Below are 21,004 nucleotides of genomic sequence, written 5' to 3' on the forward strand. Positions count from 1 at the left end.
CACTTTATAACTCATTAGTTCCATAAACTTCCATGCACGTGGAGGTTTATTTGTTGTACTTATTTTTTAGTATAGCAAATCTTAAGCCATTCAAAAAGCTTAGCTTGACATACCATTAGCTGGTTTTTATTTAAAATGTCGGGGGAACCTGATCTTGACAGTGCATGCAAGTTTCGTATACATTTGTATACGAAAGATAATTGTATACATATGTATTCGTTAGGTTGAAGGAGGAATGCAGATGCGCGAAGGACTGCGGAATAAAGGCAAGCTTAACCAAGACGAGCAGTGGGAGCTGCAAGAACATGGGCATCATCACCATCACCACCCTCATCATAAAAGCGCGCAAACGTTTCGACGCGGCAGAGCTGTCGCTTTTCTGGAAAAGTTGAAAGGCAATCAAGCGACGCTGCAACGGCAATTAAACGATCCCGCATTTGATGCGATAAAATCGGTCATTAGCGGCGAGCTTAAAGCGACAGAATCGATTATGGATGCGTTTATTCAAATGTTTCAGCTTCATGATCATACAGCTGACGAAATTTCTGCCGATCTGCGAAGCGGGAAAGGCGGAGAAAACAAGGGAAGTGAGCAGTCTTGAAACCTGCTGGCATATTAAAGCCCTATTTTCACAAGACATGGCATATCTATCTCGGAGCGATAGCGCTGCATGCGATCGCTAGCATCGTTTATGCTTATTTTCCGAGGGTGCTGGGAGACTTTACTGATCGGTTGCAGACCAGCGATATCGTTCAACACGATGCCGCGCGCTACGGATTAATGCTTCTGCTGATCGGAGCGGTTCATGCGCTTCTCGGCGGCTATGGGCAATATCTTATTATGTATGTCGGCCGTTTATTTGAATTTATGACTCGGCGCAGACTGTTTTCCCACTTCTCGGAGCTGAGCGAGCAATATTATTCGAAGAACGGCGTAGGCAAAATGCTTAGTTATTTTATGAATGATGTCACCGGCGTCAGAGAGTCGATTTCAATGGGCATTAACCAGCTCGCAATGGCCGCTATGCTGTTATTATCTTGTATCGGCGCGATGGCGTTTAGCGATATTCCGCTCTATCTGATTGCCGCGTCGGTTGGCCCGTTGTTTCTGATTCCTTGGATTGTGACGCGGATCGGGCCGGTCATTCGCCAGCGCTCCATGAAGGTGCAGGAATCGCTTGGGGCTATGACGGAATCGGCCGAGGAGCAGTTTGCAGGCATCCGGGTTACGAAAAAATTTGCAGTCGAGCCGATCATGATCCAGCGCTTCGGCTCATTTGTAGATCGGATTAGAGACAATCAGCTGTCGCTCGTGCGGATGTCCTCGCTTTTTCAAGCTATAGTTCCGTTCCTTGGCTCTTTGTCATTGATCATAGCGTTAGCATTTGGCGGTTATTTAACGGTTACGAACCAAATTTCACTTGGCAATTTCGTCGCATTAACGCTCTATGTCCGGATGTTGATGAACCCATTGCAGCAAATCGGCAATGTCATCAACGCTGTGCAGCGATCGCGCGCATCCTTGCAAAGGCTAAATGAATTAATCGCTGTGCAGCCGGATATTGTTGAAGCAGAAACGGCTGTTGCTGCCGACCTGGAGCAAAGTCCGATAGCGGTTCAACAGCTGACTTTTTCATATCCAGACGCAGCGGCGCCTGCATTGCGACAGATTGACCTGCTCATCGAGCCCGGCATGACGATTGGTATCGTTGGTCGTACCGGAAGCGGGAAAACAACGCTCGCCAAATTGCTGATGCGTACCTATGAAGCTCCGGCAGGCGCAATCCGGATTGGCGATACAAATCTCATCGACATGAAGCTGGAGAGCTTGCGCAGCCAGATCGCTTACGTGCCGCAAGACGGTTTTCTATTCAGTACGACGATTCGAGAAAATATAGCGTTTGCCAGAAGGAATGCCGGCCAGGAAGAAGTCGAGGCGGCGGCAAAGCAAGCTCGCATTTATGATAATATTATCGATTTCCCGGATCGGTTCGAAACGAAGCTGGGAGAGAGGGGCATTACGTTGTCGGGAGGGCAGCGCCAGCGAACGAGCTTGGCGCGCGCGTTTATAAAACAAGCACCGCTGCTGGTTCTCGATGACAGTGTCAGCGCAGTAGATGCGGTAACCGAAGCGGAGATTGTTCATACGCTCCAGCAAGAGCGATGCGGGAAAACAACGATAATTATCGCCCACCGGATAAGCGCATTGAAGCATGCGGATCTCATTATCGTATTGAACGAGGGCCGAATTGTTCAACGAGGCAAGCATGCAGATTTGCTTGCGGAACAAGGTCCGTACGCAGAGCTTCATGCGATACAAGAGGAGGGAAGCGCCTATGCGGCAGGTCGTTAACAATTGGCAAACGGATCAGAAAGGCGATGCCGGCAGACAGCCGAAGCCCCAGTATCAATCGGCATTCCGCATAATGAAATCGTATATGGGGCCGTATCGGGGCAGTTTTGCATTAGTTGTGCTGTGCACAATCGCGGCTATTGCTTCCGAGCTGTTTCAGCCCTATTTGGTCAAGGTAGCGATTGACGACAATTTAATGACCGGCAACAATGATTACGGCAGTCTTCTTATTATTTGCGCAATCTATTTCGGTTTATCTATTTCCGGTCTCGTATTTACGTATTTGCAAAACAATTTGCTGCAGCATGTCGGACAAAGCATCGTGTCAAAAATTCGAAAGCAGCTGTTCAAGCACATTACAAAGTTGTCTATGTCCTACTTCGACAAGACGGCCAGCGGCAGTCTCATTACCCACGTGTCCAGCGATACGGAAGCGGTAAATCAATTTTTCAACCAAGTGCTGCTAACGCTTCTGAGGGACGGTCTCACGCTCATCGCCATTCTGTTCATGATGTTTTATTTGGATGCGGAGCTTGCCTTGTATTGCACGGCGTTATTGCCGATCATTGCGCTGATCGCGATCGGATTCCGTTCCTTTATGCGAAATACGTATCAGATGGCGCGTACTCGTTTGTCCCGTCTCGTGGCATTCGTAGCCGAAAATTTGTCTGGCATGAATCTGATCCAAGTGTTTCATCAGCAGAAGGAGCAAGCCAAACAGTTCGAGGAACGAAATGAAGCCTATTTTAAAGCCAATCTTCGCGAAATACGGACGATGGTTCTTTTTAATCGATCATTCGATCTCCTCGGCAACCTAACGATCGCATTCGTCGTTTGGCACGGGGGGCAAGCTGTGTTCGGGCAGGCGTTGGAGTTCGGCATATTGTATGCGTTTATTACGTATATTCGCCAGTTTTTCCAGCCCATCAACGCGATAACACAGCAATGGAACACGCTTCAAGCGGCTACGGTCGCGGTGAATCGGATTCGCGGCGTGCTTGATACGAAGCCTGAGATTGAAGACTCATCGCAGCCCATTCAAGTGAATCGCGACGCGATTGAAGGCCGTATCGATTTCAATCGGATATCGTTTGGCTACGACAGCAGCTTGCCGGTTTTTCGCGGGCTTGATCTTCATATTCGCCCGGGTGAAATGGTCGGAATCGTCGGAACGACAGGCGCAGGCAAAAGCTCGCTGATGAGTCTTCTTTGCCGCTTCTATGATGTACAGGATGGTAGCGTTCTGATCGACGGGAACGATATTCGGGATATTCCGCAAGCGGAGCTCCATCGGATTGTCGGTCTTGTACAGCAGGAGCCATACTTATTCGCAGGCAGCATCATCGACAATATTCGGATGTTTGATGAAACGATATCCCGAGAGGCGGTTATCCAAGCATGCGAATTTGTAGGCGCAGACGCGCTGATGAAAAGGATGAAGGACGGATACGATACGATGCTTTCCGAGCGCGGCAGCGGGCTGTCGGCAGGTGAACGGCAGCTGTTGTCCTTTGCCCGCATTATCGTCTTTCGTCCGAAAATATTAATTCTGGATGAAGCGACAGCTAATTTGGACTCGCAAACCGAGCAGCTGATCCAGCAAGCGCTGCAAGTTGTATCCGTTGGGAGAACGACCATCGTTATTGCGCACCGGCTTTCGACCATTATGCATGCGGACCGTATCCTCGTACTCCGCCATGGCGAAATTGCAGAAGCAGGCACACATGCGCAGCTCGTTGAGAAGAAGGGCCTTTACGAACAATTGTATCGGCATTCGCAAGGCGAGTCATTTCCGTCATCTGCCGTTTCTATGATAAGGTAGAGTTAACAATTGATGAATCATTTATCAATAGGAGTGTCATGTGTCGGATCTTTTTTCGGAGCCTGAGCAGTTGAAAGCCGAGATGAAACGCAGCGTGCTGGCTAACTTTTTTCATCTGGCCTGACCATAAATTTGTCAACAAGAAGACCTGTATGAGGGTGCTTTTGTTATTCAAAAGCGCCTCTTGCGGGTCTTCTTTTACGTCTAGGGCTTGCCAGCATATTCAACGGCAAAAGCTCATATGGATAAGACAAACTGCAATCGGGGAGGAGTGAAAGTTGCTTGAATTCAAATGATAACGGGAGCAAATGGGCAGATGTACTGCAATTTTTGCTCAATATTATGCTGCTCGCGCTTGGGGCCATACTCGTCCTGTTTCTGGTGCGGGAAATTGTCGTTATTTTCGACAGCCTCTTAATCGATAACGAGACGGTTTCATATATGTATTTGGCCGAAGGAATCTTAGTCTTTTTTCTATATTTCGAGTTCATCTCGCTCGTCGTCAAATATTTTTCCTCGAACTTTCATTTTCCGCTGCGCTTTTTTATTTATATCGGCATTACGGCCATTCTTCGATTAATTATTATTAACCACGAGGAGGCATGGACAACGCTGGCGTACAGCTTGTCTATTCTTGTCCTCGTTATTGCGCTGTATATTGCCCAGAAGAAATCGATGCGGGATACGTGACTTTTAACTTTTTTTTTAAAAAAGGCAGAACAGTTTTGTACGAAAGGCGTTGTCGGCACCTACAATTCTCTCGATTATGACGGTAACCCGACTTACGGCGGCGGTTACAGCCAAAAAATCGTTGTAAAGGAACGGTTCGTCGTTCGGATTCCAGACCGCTTGGCGCTTGATGTCGCGAGTCCGCTGCTTTGTGCTGGCATTACGACGTATTCGCCATTGAAAAAATAGAACGCCAGCCCGGGTAAAAAAGTTGCGATTGTCGGAATGGGCGGCCTTGGCCATTTGGCAGTCCAATATGCCCATGCTCGTTGCTTCGGGTAGACGGTACACTTGTAAACGTTGGCGCTCCTGTAGAATCCGATCGCTATCAAGCTTTTTCGTTAATTATGAGCCGCCGCAGTATTGCAGGCTCACTTGTTGGCGGTATTCGCGAGACGCAGGAAATGCTCGATTTTTCTGCTGAACACGGAATCGCGCCTTTGATTGAAGTGATTCGAGCCGATCAAGTGGATGAGGCGTATGAGCGTGTTCTCCGCAGCGACGTCCGTTATCGTTTCGTCATCGATATTTCAACTTTGTAATCTATGGATAGGAAGCGATCATCCGTAATGAAATTCATAAGGGACGTTCTTGTCATCCGTTATTGCGGGCAGGGAATGCCGGAGATGCTGTCGGTTACCGCATTAATCGTAGGCAAAGGACTTGGCGGAGAAGTCGCGCTCCTTACGGATGGCCAATTCTCGGGCGGTTCACACGGTTTTGTTATCGGGCATGTTGCGCCGGAAGCACAGGTCGGCTGGCCGATCGCATTGCTCCAGAACGGCGATCTCGTGACGATCGACAGCAAGACGCAGCAAATTGAGTTTAATGTGACGGAAGAAAAAGTTAGGCACTCTATTATTAGGCGGCATTGAGGGCGTGAGTTCGGTACTGTACCGGGCTCATGCCCTTTAGTTTTGCTTCTAAATTCTATTTTCCATATTTCGACAAAGATTATACATACCTGCTATGGGGCCCGCGCTGGGTTGATGGAATAAACCTGGAAAGGTTCAAGGGAAGCTCGATTGCTGCTGTTGCACTTCTGTTATACTAAATTATAGATTCTGTTTTTGATACATAAAATCAGTTTTGATCAATAAATTATAACTATTTTATGACTCTGTTATAGACATATATTATACCTGTATCATATAATGACTTGGTAAATATTTATAACGATGGGTGGTGCTGTATTCATGCTAATGAACATGAAAGAAGCCATTCGCCAGGCGCTCTCCATAGCGCTCGCAACGGAAGAGAATGCTCTAATATTCGGCGAAGATGTTGGCGGTGTCGGCGGTGTGTTTCGCGTAACTGAAGGATTGCAGCACAGGTTTGGAGAAGACAGAGTATTTGATACCCCTCTTGCAGAATCGGCTATTTGCGGCGTGGCGGTCGGTTTAAGCACCCAAGGATTCAGACCAATCGTCGAGATTCAGTTTATCGGGTTTATTTTTGAAGCAATGGACCAGATTCTCGTGCAAGCAGCTAGATTAAGATATCGTTCAGGCGGCAAATATAACGCTCCGATAACGTTTCGGATTCCTTTTGGCGGCGGAGTCAAAGGCGCAGAGATGCATAATGATTCACTTGAGGGCTTGATGATCCAATCACCGGGCATAAAGGTAGTTGCGCCTTCCAACCCGTACGATGCGAAAGGTCTTCTATTATCGGCGATTCGAGATAATGATCCAGTTATCTTTCTAGAGCATTTGAAATTGTATCATCTCTATCGCGAGGAAGTGCCGGAAGAGGATTATATGATTCCGCTCGGCAAAGCCAAGGTTGTCAAAGAAGGCCGGAACATCACGCTGATCACCTATGGCGCGATGGTACAGCCTTCGATTAAGGCATGCGAGGAGATCGAGGAAAAACGAGGCATCACCGTAGAAATTATTGATCTTCGCACACTTGCACCTTTAGATGTAGAATGCATTGTAGAATCAGTTACAAAAACAAACCGGTCAGTTATCGTTCAAGAAGCGCAGCGCACTGCCGGTGTAGCAGCAGAAATAATTGCTCAAATTAACGAGCGTGCCATTTTAAGTCTGGAAGCGCCAATTGTGCGAATTACGCCTCCGGATACGGTCTATCCGTTCGGTCAAATCGAAGAGAGCTGGCTGCCGACGAAGGAAAGAATTATAAAGGGGCTTGAACAAGCACTTGATTTCTAATTGCATATATAATTATAAAATTTAATTAATGGGAACAAATGTTTCTGTTTCTATTGACAAATCCGAGCATTTTCTGGAAAATACGATTGTAAGCAGCAGACCATGAAGCCGTACGTTCCGAATGAACGGCGGCTTTTATATATGATGATTGCAACATGAGCTGGAGCTATGCTGCAACTAATCCGAATCGCGGAAGGCGGAAACTAGTGAGACATATCGTGACTTTATGGGGTGCAAGCTTCTCTAACAATGAGGATCTGAAGAGTCGATTCGATCGATTTGACGAAGATTTCATGGAGATACATGAAATCTGTCATGAGGAAGAACGGAAGAGCTTTATCGAGTATTTACAAACGGAATATTCGCAAGATGATCCGTTTGCTGAGCAATTGCCCTTAAATCTTGAACAACTGATTCATCCTTATCAATCGATAGTCGTTTTATACGGCAATGATTCTTCCTATGGAGCGATAAACTTCGAATTGTTTGAAATGTCCCAATCGGACATACCGTTTGAAGCAAAAGCTGCTTTGCTGGCAAGCATCGTATATGAGGCTAAATAGAGGTGAAAAATGTGACGACGATTCATACGACAAAACGTGGATTACGGCGGTTTTTATTGGAAAAACAGCTGCTGTTGCAGCCTCGCAGCAATGATTCAACTGGGCAAGAGCATGTTCTCGAAGTTATTCGTACACTGGAATGCTTGCAGATTGACCCCGTTGCTGCTGTTCGGCCTAATCAGCATTTGGCGTTATCCGCTAGAATTTCGAACTATGATCCAAGCATGCTTCATGATTTGTTGCGCAGCTACAAGGTGTTCGAATATTTTGCGAATGCGGCGTGCGTCATTCCGATGGAAAATTACCCGATTTTTGAGCCTGCGCGCAGAAGTATACGAGAGCATTTGAAAGCGGCAATTGACGCTTTACAGCCTGTGCCTGAGCAAGTAATGGACAAGCTGATGAACGAGGGGGCACTGCCAGCCAAAGCGTTTGATTCTGAGCAGCGGGTGCACGGCTATTGGGAAAGCTCCAGTAACAAAGCGAAAACGAAAGCTACCTCGCACGCCATTAATTTGTTGACGGACGCTGCTCAAATTCGCATTGTCGGCCGGGAAGGCAATCAACGACTATTTGATTTGACGAACCGCAGCGTTCCTGCCGAACTGCTGACAGCCGCAGATGAGATCAGCAACGATGAAGCAAATGAGCAAATGCTGCTGAAATATTATCGAGCCTACCGCGTCTTTGAACCGTCGGACGGGCGATTTGGCTGGATGAAGTTAAAAGCGGCACAGCGTCGCGAAGCGATCAGCCGGCATGTCCAATCGGGAATCATAACGGAAGTAGTCGTTGAAGGCTTGAAACATCCGTATTATGTGCTGTCGTCGGATACCGAGCGGTTGCTGGCACAACATGATATAGCGATGAATATGGAAAATGTTGAGCCAGAAGTCGAAGCGTCGGAAATTACTTTTTTGCCGCCTCTTGATAATTTATTGTGGAGCCGCAAAAGACTGGAAGATTTATTTGATTTTGAATACCGTTGGGAAATTTATACGCCTGCGGTCAAAAGGAAATACGGCTACTATGCAATGCCCATACTAGCAGGAGATCGAATCATCGGCAGAATGGACCCGCGTTTAAACAATAAAGAAAGGCTGCTGACGGTAGAACTGCTCCATTTTGAACCGGGGATTCGGATTACCGCGCAATTGCTAAACAAGGTGAAGAAAGCGATCGAGTCGTTTGCTCAAGCGAACGGGGCAGATCAAGTTACGTATAAATGAAATCGAAAAAGACATTTCCGTTATTCACAAGAAGAGACATGCCAGCTGGCACGTCTCTTCTTGTGTGATATTAATTCTTTATTGAACGCCGGTTACGAGTCCGAACATATAATCCTCGAACGGGCCTTCTCCTAAATTAACCGATTTTTTGCTGCCCCAAGAATAACAGTCAAAGTTAATATGACCGCTGTCCCAGCTGTACCAGACGCCTTCATCGATTTTAAGATTGCTCAGATAGGATACCCAATGGTTCGGATAGCCGACTGCCGGGTCGGGATTGCCTAACATGGCAGCATGAATCATAAGGAAAGCAACGCCGCCTTGATCGCGGATTTGTTTCGCTTTTCTCATCGCTTCAAACTCGCCGTATACGTATGTAGATTCGTACGCTACATTCGAGAAGCCTAATATTTCAAAGGTCCAGCCTTTCATTTCCCAAGGTGTTGTAAGGCCGGTCACTGCATCATTCGAATTCGCTTCAACAGGGAATAAAGCGTTTTCTGTATCGCGCAGTGTCGCCATCAGCATCCAGTCGGCAACGGAAACTCCGCTGCGAACACGGCTGTTCAACAAAGTCGAGGACGGTTTCACGATTTTTGTTCTTGCTGTAAACTTTCCGGTTTCAAACAATTCGCGGCAAATCGCCACATACTTAGCGGGATGTCTCGATACGAGCTCGAACAAGATTGAAGCCGGCCCGCATAAAGGAGTAGAGGCTTGATCGATTTTGAATGGATTGGCTATCTTCAGTTTGATATCCGCAATGAGCTCGCTTTTTACGATGTTCGGCCAGACTCCTGTTGCCGTTGACTTTTCGAATGATTGGAGCTGCTCATCGACCGGATTCACCGTATCGGGAATATTTATTACGCTAAAATTAAGCTCGTAGCTCGAGCCGTAGTTTTTGTAGGTGCCAATCGCGTTATTTACTAAATTAGTGCCGATTTGAACGCTGCCAAGATGATCGTTTGGATCGGGACTGTCTTCGTCCCAAAGCTTCACTTCGACTTTATTGTTAAACTTAAATGACCGGTTCAAGCTCCAGCTTTGCCCGTTGTCCAAGGACTTTCTTAAATAAGGCTGCAGCGCGCCGTCCACGAAAATTTCCAGACGACACTCGTCAGCACCCCAATCCTCTGTTTCTCGGCATCTAAGCGTATGTATCGTTACTTGCCTCATGCTTATAATTCCTCCTTATTTTGGTAATTTTTAATACGAAAAAATATATGCTTCTGTTGTTCCTCTTAGTACACGATTATTCAAATGATGGATTTGTCATAACTTTCATTGAAATTTAGGTTACAATAGACCTATTGGGTTACTTTGAATAAATCTATACTTCGTAAGGGACGAGGAAGGATTGACATGTCTATGAAGGCGATCGTCATTGGCGCGGGAATTGCTGGAGCTTCAACCGCATACCAATTGGCTAAGCAGGGAGCGGAAGTTGTTATCATTGATCGGAAGGATGAAGGGCAAGCGACTGGCGCTGCAGCCGGCATTATTTGCCCCTGGTTGTCACAGAGGCGCAACCAAGCGTGGTACCGTCTAGCGAAAGCCGGCGCGCGTTTTTATCCCGAGCTGATTAGTGAGCTTGAAAGCGAAGGGGAAGCGGAAACGGGCTATGCTAGAGTTGGCGCGCTAAGTATACATACTGATCTTGATAAAATCATTAAAATGGAAGAACGGGCCTTAAAGCGAAGAGAAGAAGCGGCTGAGATCGGCGAAATTGCACGGCTGAATGAACAACAGACGCGCGGGCTTTTCCCATTGCTCGCAAATGGATATCATGCCGTACATATAAGCGGAGCCGCTCGAGTTGACGGCCGCGCATTGCGTGATGCTTTGCTTCGATCCGCACAGAGGAATGGGGCTGCCCTTATCTATGGAGAAGCAAAGCTTGAATATGAATCTGATCGCGTTACAGGAGCGAGCGTTGGAACCAACCGCTACGATGCGGATAAGGTGATCGTATGTGCGGGAGCTTGGGCGGATTCGCTGCTCGCTCCGCTCGGAATCGCATTTAAGGTCAATTATCAGAAAGCGCAAATCATGCATGTTCAAATAGCGGATACGAGCCAAAACACGGACGATTGGCCGGTAGTTATCCCGCCGTCCGATCAATATTTGCTTGCTTTTGAACAGCGGAAAATCGTAATCGGAGCAACTCACGAGAATGATATCGTTGGCTACGACTCGCGGATGACAGCGGGCGGCATGCACGAAGTTTTAAGCAAAGGATTGGCGATAGCCCCCGAGTTGGCAAATTGTACATTCCAGGAAGTGCGAGTAGGCTTTCGGCCGTTTACAGCTGATTTTCTTCCGGTCATTGGCGCCATACCTGGCTGGCAGGGGCTTTTTGCCGCAAACGGTCTAGGTTCATCAGGACTAACTATGGGACCCTATATCGGAAATCAGCTGGCGAAACTTGCGCTAGGCCTGTCATTAGATATCGATTTGAGCGATTATAGTATTAGTAAAGCGATTGGCTAGAACATATATAGCAGCGAGTTAATAACCGCATGGAGCGTGCTCTCCATGCGGTTGTTTTTGCAACGTATTTCCTTTAGGTTGTGTCTCAATTTGTTTGTTTCTGTTTAAAACGTTTGCATTTTCGCACTCATGATGAGCTTGACCGGTTATATGATGAACTGAAGTCGATTGGAGCAGTTATTGGTTGCTTTGTAACTGAGCCTGATTGGGGAGCATGGAAGGAATTTTCGGTGACAGACACGGACGGATATGTGATCGGCTTTGGACGGGAAGCAAAGTTAAAATAGGCGTTCACCCTCTGGGCAGCCATTGAGTATTCTGTGATAAATGCTGCAATGATGAACGGAGGTTTAAGTGTGGGATATTATGTTAGCGTTGAGCAGGGCGTAAAGCTGTTCGTGGAGGATCTGAACCCCGGGGGCAGCAAGACGATTGTGTTTTTGCACGGCTGGCCTTTAAGCCACAAGCAATTCGAATATCAATTTGATGTGCTTCCAGCGAAAGGCTACCGTTGCATCGGCATCGATTGGAGAGGGTTCGGAAACTCTGACAAACCTTGGCATGGCTATAATCTTGACCGGTTAGCAGATGACGTCCGTACAGTAGTCGAAACGCTGCAGTTGAAAAATTTTGCGTTAGCGGGGCACTCTACCGGCGGCGCAATTGCCGTCAAATACGCATCCCGATATAACAATTACGGGCTTTCCCGCCTCATACTTATTGACGCTGCTGTGCCAACTGGATTTACGAAAGAGACGGCCGCCAACCTGTTAAACCAGACGTTAAATGATCGTCCTGCTATGATGCAGGGCGTATCGGACATTTTCTTCTTCAAATATATTACACCGCGGTTCTCCGATTGGTTTGTTCAATTGGGTATGGAAGCGGCAGGATGGTCAACGGCAGCGATTATAACGATGCTGAGCGAGTTCAACCTCGAAGCTGATTTGCCGAAAATAAACGTTCCGACGTTAATCGTTCATGGCACGCATGATAAAGTGATTCCTTTTGCGCAAGCTGAAGAAATGCATCGTAAAATTAAAAACTCGCAGCTTGTTCCGTTCCATTACAGCGGACACGGCTCGTACTATGATGAGCGCGATAAGTTCAATCAGCTTGTGCAGCAGTTTGTTTGACGATAGAAAAACCGCAGCGATGCGGTTTTTTTTGTTTTCCAAAAATTAGATTGACGTAAATATAAAGCGGTCGTTATAATTCAATTAATCAATTGAATAGTAAATAGAGGGTGTGCCAAATGGATTACGAGCTTCCAATGCGACATTTCAAAGACAATATTTACCGGCAATTTGCCCGGATCGGGAAATGCTTGTCCAGCGATAAACGTTTGGAGCTGTTGGATTTATTGTCCCAAGGGCCAAAGTCGGTGGAAAAGCTGGCCCAGGCTACTGCTATGAGCGTAGCAAATGTCTCACGCCATCTTCAGATTTTGCTTGATGCTAATCTTGTGAAGTTTAGCAAGAAGGGGACGTTTGTGATTTATTCATTAACGAGTCCCGAAATCAACGTGTTTTTATCTTCATTATGGCGAATTAGCGAATTGCAGTTGGCAGAAGTCCTTCGAATTAAAGCGGATTTTATAAACCATTTTGACCACTTGCAGACACTGTCGCTGGAAGAAGTGTTACACAAAATGGAAGAGGGTAGCATAATGCTGCTTGATGTTCGTCCTGCCGACGAATATGAAGCCGAACATATTCCGGGAGCGGTTTCGGTGCCGATCGAGGAGCTGCATCATTATATCCAAGGGCTTCCGAAAAATGTGCAGATCGCCGCTTATTGCCGCGGACCTTATTGCATATATTCCGCACAAGCAGTAGAGCAAATGCTCCAAGAGGGCTTTTCAGCATTCCGACTGGTGAGCGGTATTCAAGAATGGCAGGAGCACCAATCGCAGACGCATTAAACAGGTAAGGGGGGCGGCAAATTGGAAAGCCAAGTTGAAATTAAGCAGTCAGTGCGCCATTATCCGAATTATATTCAAGCATATATCACGTCTCCTGAGAAACAACGGCAGTTGTACAAAAAGACGATGTTAATTGTTATGCTCTCGCAAATGTTCGGAGGAGCAGGATTGGCTGCAGGCATTACAGTGGGGGCATTGCTTGCCCAAGACATGCTGGGAACGGACAGCTTTGCCGGTGTTCCGACAGCATTATTTACGCTAGGATCAGCATTCGCTGCGCTCATCGTCGGAAGCTTGTCCCAACGATTCGGCCGACGAATCGGACTGGCGGCAGGCTTCTTGGCCGGCGGTATTGGAGCTATTGGCGTTATATTGTCTGCTGTTTGGTACAACGTGCCATTACTTTTTATATCTTTATTGATATACGGCGCAGGTACTGCAACGAACTTGCAAACGCGTTATGCCGGTACTGATTTAGCATTGCCGACGCATCGGGCAAAAGCGATTAGCACGGCAATGGTATTCACAACGTTTGGCGCGGTTGCAGGGCCAAATCTTGTTGATTTGATGGGACGTGTTGCAGCTTCGATAAACGTGCCGACATTGGCAGGGCCTTTTATTTTAGCGGCGGCGGCGTTTGGTACAGCCGGTCTTGTGCTGCTGCTGGCGCTTAGGCCCGATCCATTAATTGTGGCGAAAGCGATTGCGGAATTTCAAGCAAGCCAACCTATTAGCGGTTCAGAAGCGGGCATTGAGAAAACAAGCTTCAATAAAACAGGCATAATTGTCGGTACAACGGTTATGGTGTTAACGCAAATTGTAATGATCGGTATTATGACCATGACCCCGGTTCATATGAAGCATCACGGTCATGGTTTAGGTGCGGTGGGCATCGTGATCGGCATCCACGTTGCAGCGATGTACTTTCCATCTCTTATTACAGGGATTCTAGCCGACAAGTTTGGCCGAAAAACGATGTCCTACGTGTCAGGCGTTACTTTGCTCATGGCCGGTTTACTTGCCGCTTTTGCGCCTGGCGATTCGATGGCGATGCTTATCGCCGCGCTGGCGCTCCTTGGTCTTGGCTGGAATTTTGGCCTCATTAGCGGCACAGCTACAATTGTCGATGCGACTACGCCGGATACTCGAGCAAAAACACAGGGCACAATCGATGTTCTGATCGCTTTAGCCGGAGCATCGGGCGGCGCTTTGTCGGGCATGGTTGTTGCGAACAGCAGCTTTTCGACTTTATCGCTGATAGGCGGATTCCTCTCCTTGCTCTTAATACCAGTCGTTGTTTGGGCAAATAATAAAAATAAAGCATAGCGAGAAGAGCAGCTTGCCAGTGGCGGCTGCTCTTTTTTCATTTCTTTTTGATGTTGGAGAACAGCAGTTTTCGGATTGACTATGAGAATAATTATCAATTATGATAGTGGACAGGAACGGATAAGAAAGGAACTATCGGATGAAACGCATTTTATTAATTGAGGATGAAAAGCATTTTGCGCGCTTTATAGAGCTGGAGCTTAAGCGCGAGTCTTTTCAAATAGCAATAGCAGCTAACGGATTGTCAGGGCTTGAGCTCGCGCTGCGAGAAAGCTGGGATCTCGTGTTACTTGATTTGATGCTGCCCGGAATAGACGGAATAGAGGTATGCAAACAAATTCGAGAGGCGAAAGAGATGCCGATTATTATGATTACCGCGCGCGACAGTGTAACGGATAAAGTCTCAGGACTTGACAGCGGCGCGGATGATTATATCGCCAAACCTTTTGCGATCGAAGAGCTGCTCGCGCGGATTCGCGTCGTATTCCGCAGGCAGGAAGGGCACTCGACAGCTAAACGAACGATGCTCGTTTCCAATGGTTTATGCGTTGATATCGAAGCGAGAATGGTTACGAAAAACGGAGTTGAAATTGAATTGACGAAGCGGGAATACGGTTTGCTTGAAACGCTGTTGAAGTTCACAAACCGTGTATTGTCTCGCGATGAACTGCTGGACAAAGTATGGGGCTATGATGCAGCCGTAGATAAAAATGTAGTCGATGTATATGTGAGATACCTGCGTAATAAAATTGACAGCCCGGATCAGCCGAGCATGATCGAAACGGTTCGCGGCGTCGGATATGTGATTCGCAAATGAACCGCAGATGGAATATCTCTAAATTGCCAATCAAGTGGAAGCTGACTCTTTCCTCCGCACTATTGCTGCTTTTATTAATGGCTGGTTACAATGCAATTCAGTTTGCATTTGTCGATCGCTGGATGGTGAAGGAGCAGGAATCGAATGCCAAAGCGGATATGCGGGAAATTTTAAACTATTTGCTGGAAAAGGAACATACATTTGCTGACTCCGAGATTGCCGCAATTTCCAACTATCTAGCAAGAGTGAATGATCGTGAACAGATGATCCGCATTCTTGATGGTGAAGGCAGAGCAATTATTACGGTTAAAGACGATTTCCCTGGCGAGTGGCTTTCGAGTCATGAAACTGATTTACGAAAGGAACAGTCCGCCCGATTTGTGATTGATAATATGCTCGTTTACCGGAGCCCGCTTACTATTTTTGACTATAATGGAACTGTAGAAATTGTAAGCAGCATGGATGAATTCAGCCGTTTAATTGACGCTTTTGCGCGTGTCATGCTCATATGTCTTGCCAGCGCAGTTGTACTCAGCGGCTTTGGCGGTTGGCTGCTTTCCCGCAGGATGTTGTCGCCGCTGAAAGCGATGAATGAGACGATTCGCAATGTAAAGCAGAACGGTTTGCAGGAGCGGATGCCGCTGGACGGACCGCCGGATGAATTGCATGATTTAATGAGTCTCTTCAACGAAATGATGGAGCAAGTTGAACACACATTCAAGCAACAGAGACAGTTTGTGGAGGACGCATCCCATGAGCTTAGGACGCCTGTAGCCATACTGGAAGGACATTTGATCATGCTGAGCCGGTGGGGAAAGGACGATCCGAAAGTGCTTGATGAGTCGCTGCAAATTTCTATCCATGAACTTGGTCGACTGCGAAGACTCGTTGAGGAGCTGCTGTTGCTTATGAGGGCTGAGCAATTAACGGTCCCCGAGTACGAGCCTTTAGCTGCTAATGCTGCCGATATCGTACAGACTTCAATTCGAAACATGTCAATGCTTCATCCCGATTTTCAATTTGCGGCAGACGTAGCAAAGGTGTCGAATGTGCAATTGACGATTGCGGAGGATCATTTAGAGCAAATCCTATTAATTGCGCTGGACAACGCGGTCAAATATTCTAAAGAGAGCCGGGAAGTGAGGATAAACTGCAACGTGAATGCAGCGGAGAAATATGCGACGATAGCGGTCGCTGATCGCGGAACCGGCATCCCGGCTAAAGAGATGCCGTACGTTTTGGATCGTTTTTTTCGGGCAGATAAAGCAAGAAGCGGTGGAGAAAACGGTTTTGGGCTAGGTTTATCTATTGCGAAGCGAATCATAGAACGATATAGCGGGAAAATTGAGATTAAAAGTGAAGAGGGAAAAGGCACGACAATCGTGTTCCATATGCCTATCCGTTAATAGGCGGATAAAATCTTTTATTTTTCACAGCGTTTTCTCATTTTTATTCGCTACAATGAACTGGTAATGAGATTCATTATCAAATCAAAGTGAAATGAGAGGTAGCTGCAAAATGAGAAAGCAATACGCTATAGCAGTTTCAATCCTGTTGATGGCAATCGCTTTAGTTGTGTCCGGTTGCGGTGCGAACAATGCGGCAGGAGGCAATGAAAGCAAGCCGACAACGGAAGCGGCTGACGGCAATAAGAAATCAGGAGCGGGCAATGCCGGCGATAATAATCAAGTCGTTAATGTCTATACTGCAAGACATTATGATATCGACAGCCAATTATTCGATGCGTTCACGAAGAAAACAGGCATTAAAGTCAATGAAGTAAAGGGAACGGCGGAGGAGTTAGTTGAACGCTTGAAACGGGAAGGCGAGGGTTCCGAAGCTGATTTGTTCATAACGGTAGATGGCGGCGTGTTAAACTATGCGAAGGAAAATGCCGTTCTTCAACCGGTGCAATCGGATGCAATTATCAATAATGTGCCAGCAGAGCTGCGTGACAAAGAAAATTACTGGGTAGGTATGGCAACTCGCGCGCGCGTTATCGTTTATGCGAAGGATCGCGTAACTCCCGATCAATTGACGACTTACGAAGATTTGACGAGCGAAAAATGGAAAGGCAAGCTGTTGGTGCGTTCTTCCTCCAGTCTGTACAACCAATCGCTTCTAGCTTCCTTCATCGAGTTGAATGGCGAGCAAAAAGCGGAAGAATGGGCAAAGGGTGTCGTAACGAACTTATCTCGCGATCCGGATGGCGGAGATCGTGACCAAGCAAAAGCTATCGCAGCCGGTGTTGGTGACGTGGCGATCATGAACACCTACTATGTAGGTCAAATGCTCGTTTCCAAAGATGCCGAAGAAGTAAAAGTAGCCGAGCAAATCGGCGTGTTTTTCCCGAACCAGGATACGACAGGCGCCCATGTGAACATTAGCGGCATCGGCTTGACGGCTCATGCTAAAAATAAAGACAACGCATTAAAACTGATCGAGTTTATTACGAGTACGGAAGGGCAAACGATGCTGACAAACGGCAGCTTCGAGTTCCCGGTAAATGCGGCAGCGGAAAAGCCGGAATTGCTGAAGCAATGGGGCGATTTCAAAACGCAAACTATCGATTTTGCTAAGCTTGGCGAGCATAACAAAAAAGCGACCGAACTGATGAACAAAGTAGGTTGGAAATAATGCTGAAACCCTCCGTCATGCTTCGCGAAACAAAGCGAAAGCTGAATGGTTGGAATGTAATTAGCGGAATCGGGGCCATAGCGGCCCTTTTTCCGTCTCTTTACATTTTGGCCGGATTATTTCGGAAGCCGAATGAGAATTGGGCCCACATTACAACCTACCTTCTAGCGGATTACGCAAAGCAATCGCTGATACTCGTTACTTTTACCGTGTTCTTTACGGTATTGATCGGGTCGGTGCTGGCATGGCTCGTAGCGGCTTACGATTTTCCGTTAAGACGATTTTTCGCATGGGGACTAGCTCTGCCGCTTTCCGTTCCTCCTTATATCGCCGCATATACGTACGGCAGCATGTTTAGCTATACAGGAAGCGTGCAGCTGTTTATCCGCAATACGCTAGGCATGAAGATTGATCAACGCTATTTTGACATTTTGTCCATGAAGGGCGCTATTTTTATATTTACTCTGTTTTTGTTTCCTTACGTTTATTTGGTTACTAAATCATTCTTGGAACGTCAAAGCGCTGCATTTATTGAAAATGCGAGACTGCTTGGGAAAGGTCCGGTATCGATCTTTTTTCGAGTCATATTGCCGCTCTCGCAGTTTGCTATTGTTGGAGGCGCCAGTCTTGTTGCGTTCGAAGTGCTGAATGATTTTGGATTAACGAAGCACTTTGGCATTGAATCCTTTACGGCCGCAATTTTTAAAACATGGTTTGGCATGAATGACATCGATTCGGCTAACAGGCTGGCAGCGATGCTCATGAGTATAATGGTTTTGTTGTTTGTTACGGAGAGGCTGCTCCGTAGAAGAAAAAGGTACAGCTCCCAAACTGGCCGTTCTGCTCCTCTGCAACGGCGAAAGCTGACAGGGGCTGGCGCGTGGGCGGCGTTTATAATTTGTATGATCGTAAGTTTACTATCGTTTGTTGTTCCTATTACGCAACTGCTCGTATGGGCAAGCTGGACTTACGACGATGTTTTTAATGCTGCCTTCTGGGTATTAATTCGAAACACGGTATCCATTTCGACGCTTGCCGTGTTGCTGCTTTTGACATTTGCATGTATTGCGGCCAATGCAAGCCGATTGGACCGATCTGTTGTATCGCTCGCTATGACCAAAGTGATCGGCATGGGCTATTCCGTGCCAGGCGCGGTTTTGTCGATCGGCGTGCTAGCCGTATTTATATGGCTAGACGAGAAACTTGCTTCCGTTTACATTGCGCTAGGGTTTGCTGAAGGCAAGCTGGTGCTGACCATGTCGCTTGTCATGCTTGTCTTTGCATACATTGTCCGATTTGCTGCCGTCGGATTTAATGCTGTTGAAACGGGCTTTGAAAAACGAGGGATTCGTCATGCTGAAGCATCACGGATGCTAGGCCGCGGAATGACTCGAACTTTTTTTACCGTTGATTTGCCGATGATTAAAGGGGCAGTGCTTACCGGATTTTTGCTGGCTTTTATGGAAATCGTTAAAGAGCTTCCGCTTACGCTGCTGTTACGACCATTCAATTTCGATACGTTGGCGACCAAGGCCTATCAATATGCCAGCGATGAGCAAATTCACCAGGCTTCGGTTCCGGCGCTAATTCTTGTTGCGATCGGGGTTGTATCGGTATTCATCTATCACAAAATAGGGGAGAGTCAGTCTGCATGAAAACAGAAAGTTTCGTTGAATTACGCGGTATATCATTCTCTTATGCACCAGGCTCCGATACGATCAGCCGGTTTGATCTAACGCTTCGCAAAGGGGAGACCGTGGGTCTCTTAGGCCCAAGCGGCTGCGGGAAAAGTACGCTGCTCCGACTGATCGCCGGATTAGCAGCTCCTTCTGAAGGCCGGATTGCGATAAATGGACGAACGATGGTCGATGAGAAACGTTTTGTTCTGCCTGAGAAACGCGGCATCGGAATGGTATTTCAAGATTATGCGTTGTTCCCGCATATGACGGTAGAGCAGAACGTATTGTTCGGTCTGCATCGATTATCAAGCAGAGCACGCCGTATACGATTGGATGATATGCTGGAGCTTGTCCAACTTGACGCCTTCCGCAAACGTTATCCGCATGAACTGAGCGGAGGCCAGCAGCAGCGAGCCGCTTTCGCGCGGGCTCTAGCGCCGCAACCGGATATGCTTCTTATGGATGAGCCTTTCAGCAGCTTGGATGCCGATTTGAAGGGCGAGATTCGGCAACAGTTGAAAGAGCTGCTGCGAAAAGCCAATATGACTTCGATACTCGTCACGCATGACAGTGAAGATGCGCAATCCATTTGCGACCGAGTCGTGCGGATGTCCGCTTCTCCGACTACCGATTCAGTTGAACAGTTGGAAAGAGAGGGGCTGTCCCATAAGTCATGAAAATGACGATGGGATACCCCTTTTTTTATCTGGGTTAAACAGCAAACTGCACATTTAAATGTTCTTCCGATCGCCATTGCTCAGGGATTCCTTTGAATCAACGAGGTAAGGTTGGGATCCCTTCACAAAAACGAACGCTGACGCTTCTCCAGAATCATTTAAATGCTCCGTTTACCCTTAACCTGTTCATAAATTGCTCAAACAAAAAGAAGCCAACCCTTGTTAAAATGGAGGTACCACCCACTCATTCTAAGTAAAGAGAGGCTTCTTATGTATAAAGAATATACCATGGATAGATCAAGAATTGAATAACATGGACCTCCCGGAGCTCGGAGAGGCTTCTGCTATCACAAGTGAGAAGTTGGAGCAGGCTGTTCAGCAGCTTGAAAACAAGCTTCAAGAAAAGCCGAAAGACAAGCAACTGAAGAAAGCTGTTCGCCTAGTGCGGAAAGACGTTCTCCCACGGTTGCAGAAATATGAAGATCAACAAGCGACGCTCGGAAGCCGCAACAGCTTTAGCAAAACCGACACCGACGCCACATTTATGCGCATGAAGGAAGACCACATGCGCAATGGTCAGCT

The 21,004-nt window shown here is 47.1% G+C and carries 17 protein-coding genes and 3 pseudogenes; 19 read left to right on the top strand and 1 reads right to left on the bottom strand.

Annotation, left to right across the window (positions count from 1 at the left end; translation table 11 throughout):
* The first annotated feature begins 241 nt into the window (after positions 1-241).
* The 9 genes and pseudogenes from GOM71_RS23000 to GOM71_RS23040 all read left to right on the top strand — a co-directional run bounded on the left by GOM71_RS23000 (position 242) and on the right by GOM71_RS23040 (position 8,869).
* Positions 242-601, top strand: a complete 360-nt coding sequence (locus tag GOM71_RS23000) for a hypothetical protein (RefSeq protein ID WP_156285422.1) — start codon at positions 242-244, stop codon at positions 599-601.
* Positions 598-2,352, top strand: coding sequence for an ABC transporter ATP-binding protein (locus GOM71_RS23005; RefSeq protein ID WP_156285426.1), 1,755 nt, complete (start codon positions 598-600; stop codon positions 2,350-2,352). The genes GOM71_RS23000 and GOM71_RS23005 overlap by 4 nt, the downstream gene beginning before the upstream one ends.
* A complete protein-coding gene (locus GOM71_RS23010) occupies positions 2,336-4,174 on the top strand; it encodes an ABC transporter ATP-binding protein (RefSeq protein WP_156285430.1) in 1,839 nt (612 codons plus the stop codon). Before GOM71_RS23005 ends, GOM71_RS23010 begins: the two co-directional genes overlap by 17 nt.
* A gap of 282 nt (positions 4,175-4,456) precedes the next feature.
* The gene (psiE, locus tag GOM71_RS23015; RefSeq protein ID WP_156285432.1) at positions 4,457-4,864 is read left to right on the top strand and encodes a phosphate-starvation-inducible protein PsiE; all 408 of its coding nucleotides are present in this window, start codon (positions 4,457-4,459) and stop codon (positions 4,862-4,864) included.
* A gap of 9 nt (positions 4,865-4,873) precedes the next feature.
* Positions 4,874-5,445: pseudogene (locus GOM71_RS23020) on the top strand (MDR/zinc-dependent alcohol dehydrogenase-like family protein); the annotation flags it as partial.
* 11 nt (positions 5,446-5,456) lie between these two features.
* Positions 5,457-5,751 (top strand): annotated as a pseudogene (locus GOM71_RS23025) (dihydroxy-acid dehydratase); the annotation flags it as partial.
* Between the two features lie 348 nt (positions 5,752-6,099).
* The gene (locus GOM71_RS23030; protein WP_156285434.1) at positions 6,100-7,077 is read left to right on the top strand and encodes an alpha-ketoacid dehydrogenase subunit beta; all 978 of its coding nucleotides are present in this window, start codon (positions 6,100-6,102) and stop codon (positions 7,075-7,077) included.
* Between the two features lie 218 nt (positions 7,078-7,295).
* Complete coding sequence (locus tag GOM71_RS23035) at positions 7,296-7,640, top strand: hypothetical protein (RefSeq protein ID WP_216651807.1); 345 nt, start codon at positions 7,296-7,298, stop codon at positions 7,638-7,640.
* Between the two features lie 2 nt (positions 7,641-7,642).
* A complete protein-coding gene (locus tag GOM71_RS23040) occupies positions 7,643-8,869 on the top strand; it encodes a winged helix-turn-helix domain-containing protein (RefSeq protein ID WP_367649762.1) in 1,227 nt (408 codons plus the stop codon).
* Positions 8,870-8,947: 78 nt separating this feature from the next.
* Here the strand turns inward: GOM71_RS23040 and GOM71_RS23045 are convergent, their stop codons facing one another.
* Complete coding sequence (locus GOM71_RS23045) at positions 8,948-10,048, bottom strand: hypothetical protein (protein ID WP_156285438.1); 1,101 nt, start codon at positions 10,046-10,048, stop codon at positions 8,948-8,950.
* Positions 10,049-10,234: 186 nt separating this feature from the next.
* Between GOM71_RS23045 and GOM71_RS23050 the strand changes: the two genes are divergently transcribed.
* The 10 genes and pseudogenes from GOM71_RS23050 to GOM71_RS23095 all read left to right on the top strand — a co-directional run.
* Positions 10,235-11,362 (top strand): NAD(P)/FAD-dependent oxidoreductase, encoded by a 1,128-nt coding sequence (locus GOM71_RS23050; RefSeq protein WP_253945001.1) that lies wholly within the window; start codon positions 10,235-10,237, stop codon positions 11,360-11,362.
* A 356-nt stretch (positions 11,363-11,718) separates the two neighbouring features.
* On the top strand, positions 11,719-12,498 hold the full coding sequence (locus GOM71_RS23055) for an alpha/beta fold hydrolase (protein ID WP_367649763.1): 780 nt from the start codon (positions 11,719-11,721) through the stop codon (positions 12,496-12,498).
* A gap of 119 nt (positions 12,499-12,617) precedes the next feature.
* Complete coding sequence (locus tag GOM71_RS23060) at positions 12,618-13,286, top strand: ArsR/SmtB family transcription factor (RefSeq protein ID WP_156285440.1); 669 nt, start codon at positions 12,618-12,620, stop codon at positions 13,284-13,286.
* 21 nt (positions 13,287-13,307) lie between these two features.
* A complete protein-coding gene (locus tag GOM71_RS23065) occupies positions 13,308-14,612 on the top strand; it encodes an MFS transporter (protein ID WP_253945002.1) in 1,305 nt (434 codons plus the stop codon).
* Positions 14,613-14,751: 139 nt separating this feature from the next.
* On the top strand, positions 14,752-15,429 hold the full coding sequence (locus tag GOM71_RS23070) for a response regulator transcription factor (RefSeq protein WP_156285442.1): 678 nt from the start codon (positions 14,752-14,754) through the stop codon (positions 15,427-15,429).
* Entirely contained in the window at positions 15,426-16,835 is a 1,410-nt protein-coding gene (locus GOM71_RS23075; RefSeq protein ID WP_156285444.1) for a HAMP domain-containing sensor histidine kinase, read from the top strand. The genes GOM71_RS23070 and GOM71_RS23075 overlap by 4 nt, the downstream gene beginning before the upstream one ends.
* Positions 16,836-16,947: 112 nt before the next feature.
* Positions 16,948-18,066, top strand: a complete 1,119-nt coding sequence (locus GOM71_RS23080) for a Fe(3+) ABC transporter substrate-binding protein (protein ID WP_156285446.1) — start codon at positions 16,948-16,950, stop codon at positions 18,064-18,066.
* Positions 18,066-19,721 (top strand): ABC transporter permease, encoded by a 1,656-nt coding sequence (locus GOM71_RS23085; protein WP_173275969.1) that lies wholly within the window; start codon positions 18,066-18,068, stop codon positions 19,719-19,721. Before GOM71_RS23080 ends, GOM71_RS23085 begins: the two co-directional genes overlap by 1 nt.
* Positions 19,718-20,422 (top strand): ABC transporter ATP-binding protein, encoded by a 705-nt coding sequence (locus tag GOM71_RS23090; RefSeq protein ID WP_156285451.1) that lies wholly within the window; start codon positions 19,718-19,720, stop codon positions 20,420-20,422. Before GOM71_RS23085 ends, GOM71_RS23090 begins: the two co-directional genes overlap by 4 nt.
* 304 nt (positions 20,423-20,726) lie before the next feature.
* A pseudogene (locus tag GOM71_RS23095) lies at positions 20,727-21,004 on the top strand (IS1182 family transposase); the annotation flags it as partial.

Source organism: Paenibacillus sp. NEAU-GSW1, assembly GCF_009737085.1.
Taxonomy (GTDB): domain Bacteria; phylum Bacillota; class Bacilli; order Paenibacillales; family Paenibacillaceae; genus Pristimantibacillus.

Bases quoted from the DNA above. Each gene is read 5' to 3' on its own strand.
- GOM71_RS23000 (WP_156285422.1), top strand. From the start codon at position 242: ATGCGCGAAGGACTGCGGAATAAAGGCAAGCTTAACCAAGACGAGCAG.
- GOM71_RS23010 (WP_156285430.1), top strand. From the start codon at position 2,336: ATGCGGCAGGTCGTTAACAATTGGCAAACGGATCAGAAAGGCGATGCC.
- GOM71_RS23030 (WP_156285434.1), top strand. From the start codon at position 6,100: ATGCTAATGAACATGAAAGAAGCCATTCGCCAGGCGCTCTCCATAGCG.
- GOM71_RS23045 (WP_156285438.1), bottom strand. From the start codon at position 10,048: ATGAGGCAAGTAACGATACATACGCTTAGATGCCGAGAAACAGAGGAT.
- GOM71_RS23050 (WP_253945001.1), top strand. From the start codon at position 10,235: ATGTCTATGAAGGCGATCGTCATTGGCGCGGGAATTGCTGGAGCTTCA.
- GOM71_RS23060 (WP_156285440.1), top strand. From the start codon at position 12,618: ATGGATTACGAGCTTCCAATGCGACATTTCAAAGACAATATTTACCGG.
- GOM71_RS23070 (WP_156285442.1), top strand. From the start codon at position 14,752: ATGAAACGCATTTTATTAATTGAGGATGAAAAGCATTTTGCGCGCTTT.
- GOM71_RS23075 (WP_156285444.1), top strand. From the start codon at position 15,426: ATGAACCGCAGATGGAATATCTCTAAATTGCCAATCAAGTGGAAGCTG.
- GOM71_RS23080 (WP_156285446.1), top strand. From the start codon at position 16,948: ATGAGAAAGCAATACGCTATAGCAGTTTCAATCCTGTTGATGGCAATC.
- GOM71_RS23085 (WP_173275969.1), top strand. From the start codon at position 18,066: ATGCTGAAACCCTCCGTCATGCTTCGCGAAACAAAGCGAAAGCTGAAT.
- GOM71_RS23090 (WP_156285451.1), top strand. From the start codon at position 19,718: ATGAAAACAGAAAGTTTCGTTGAATTACGCGGTATATCATTCTCTTAT.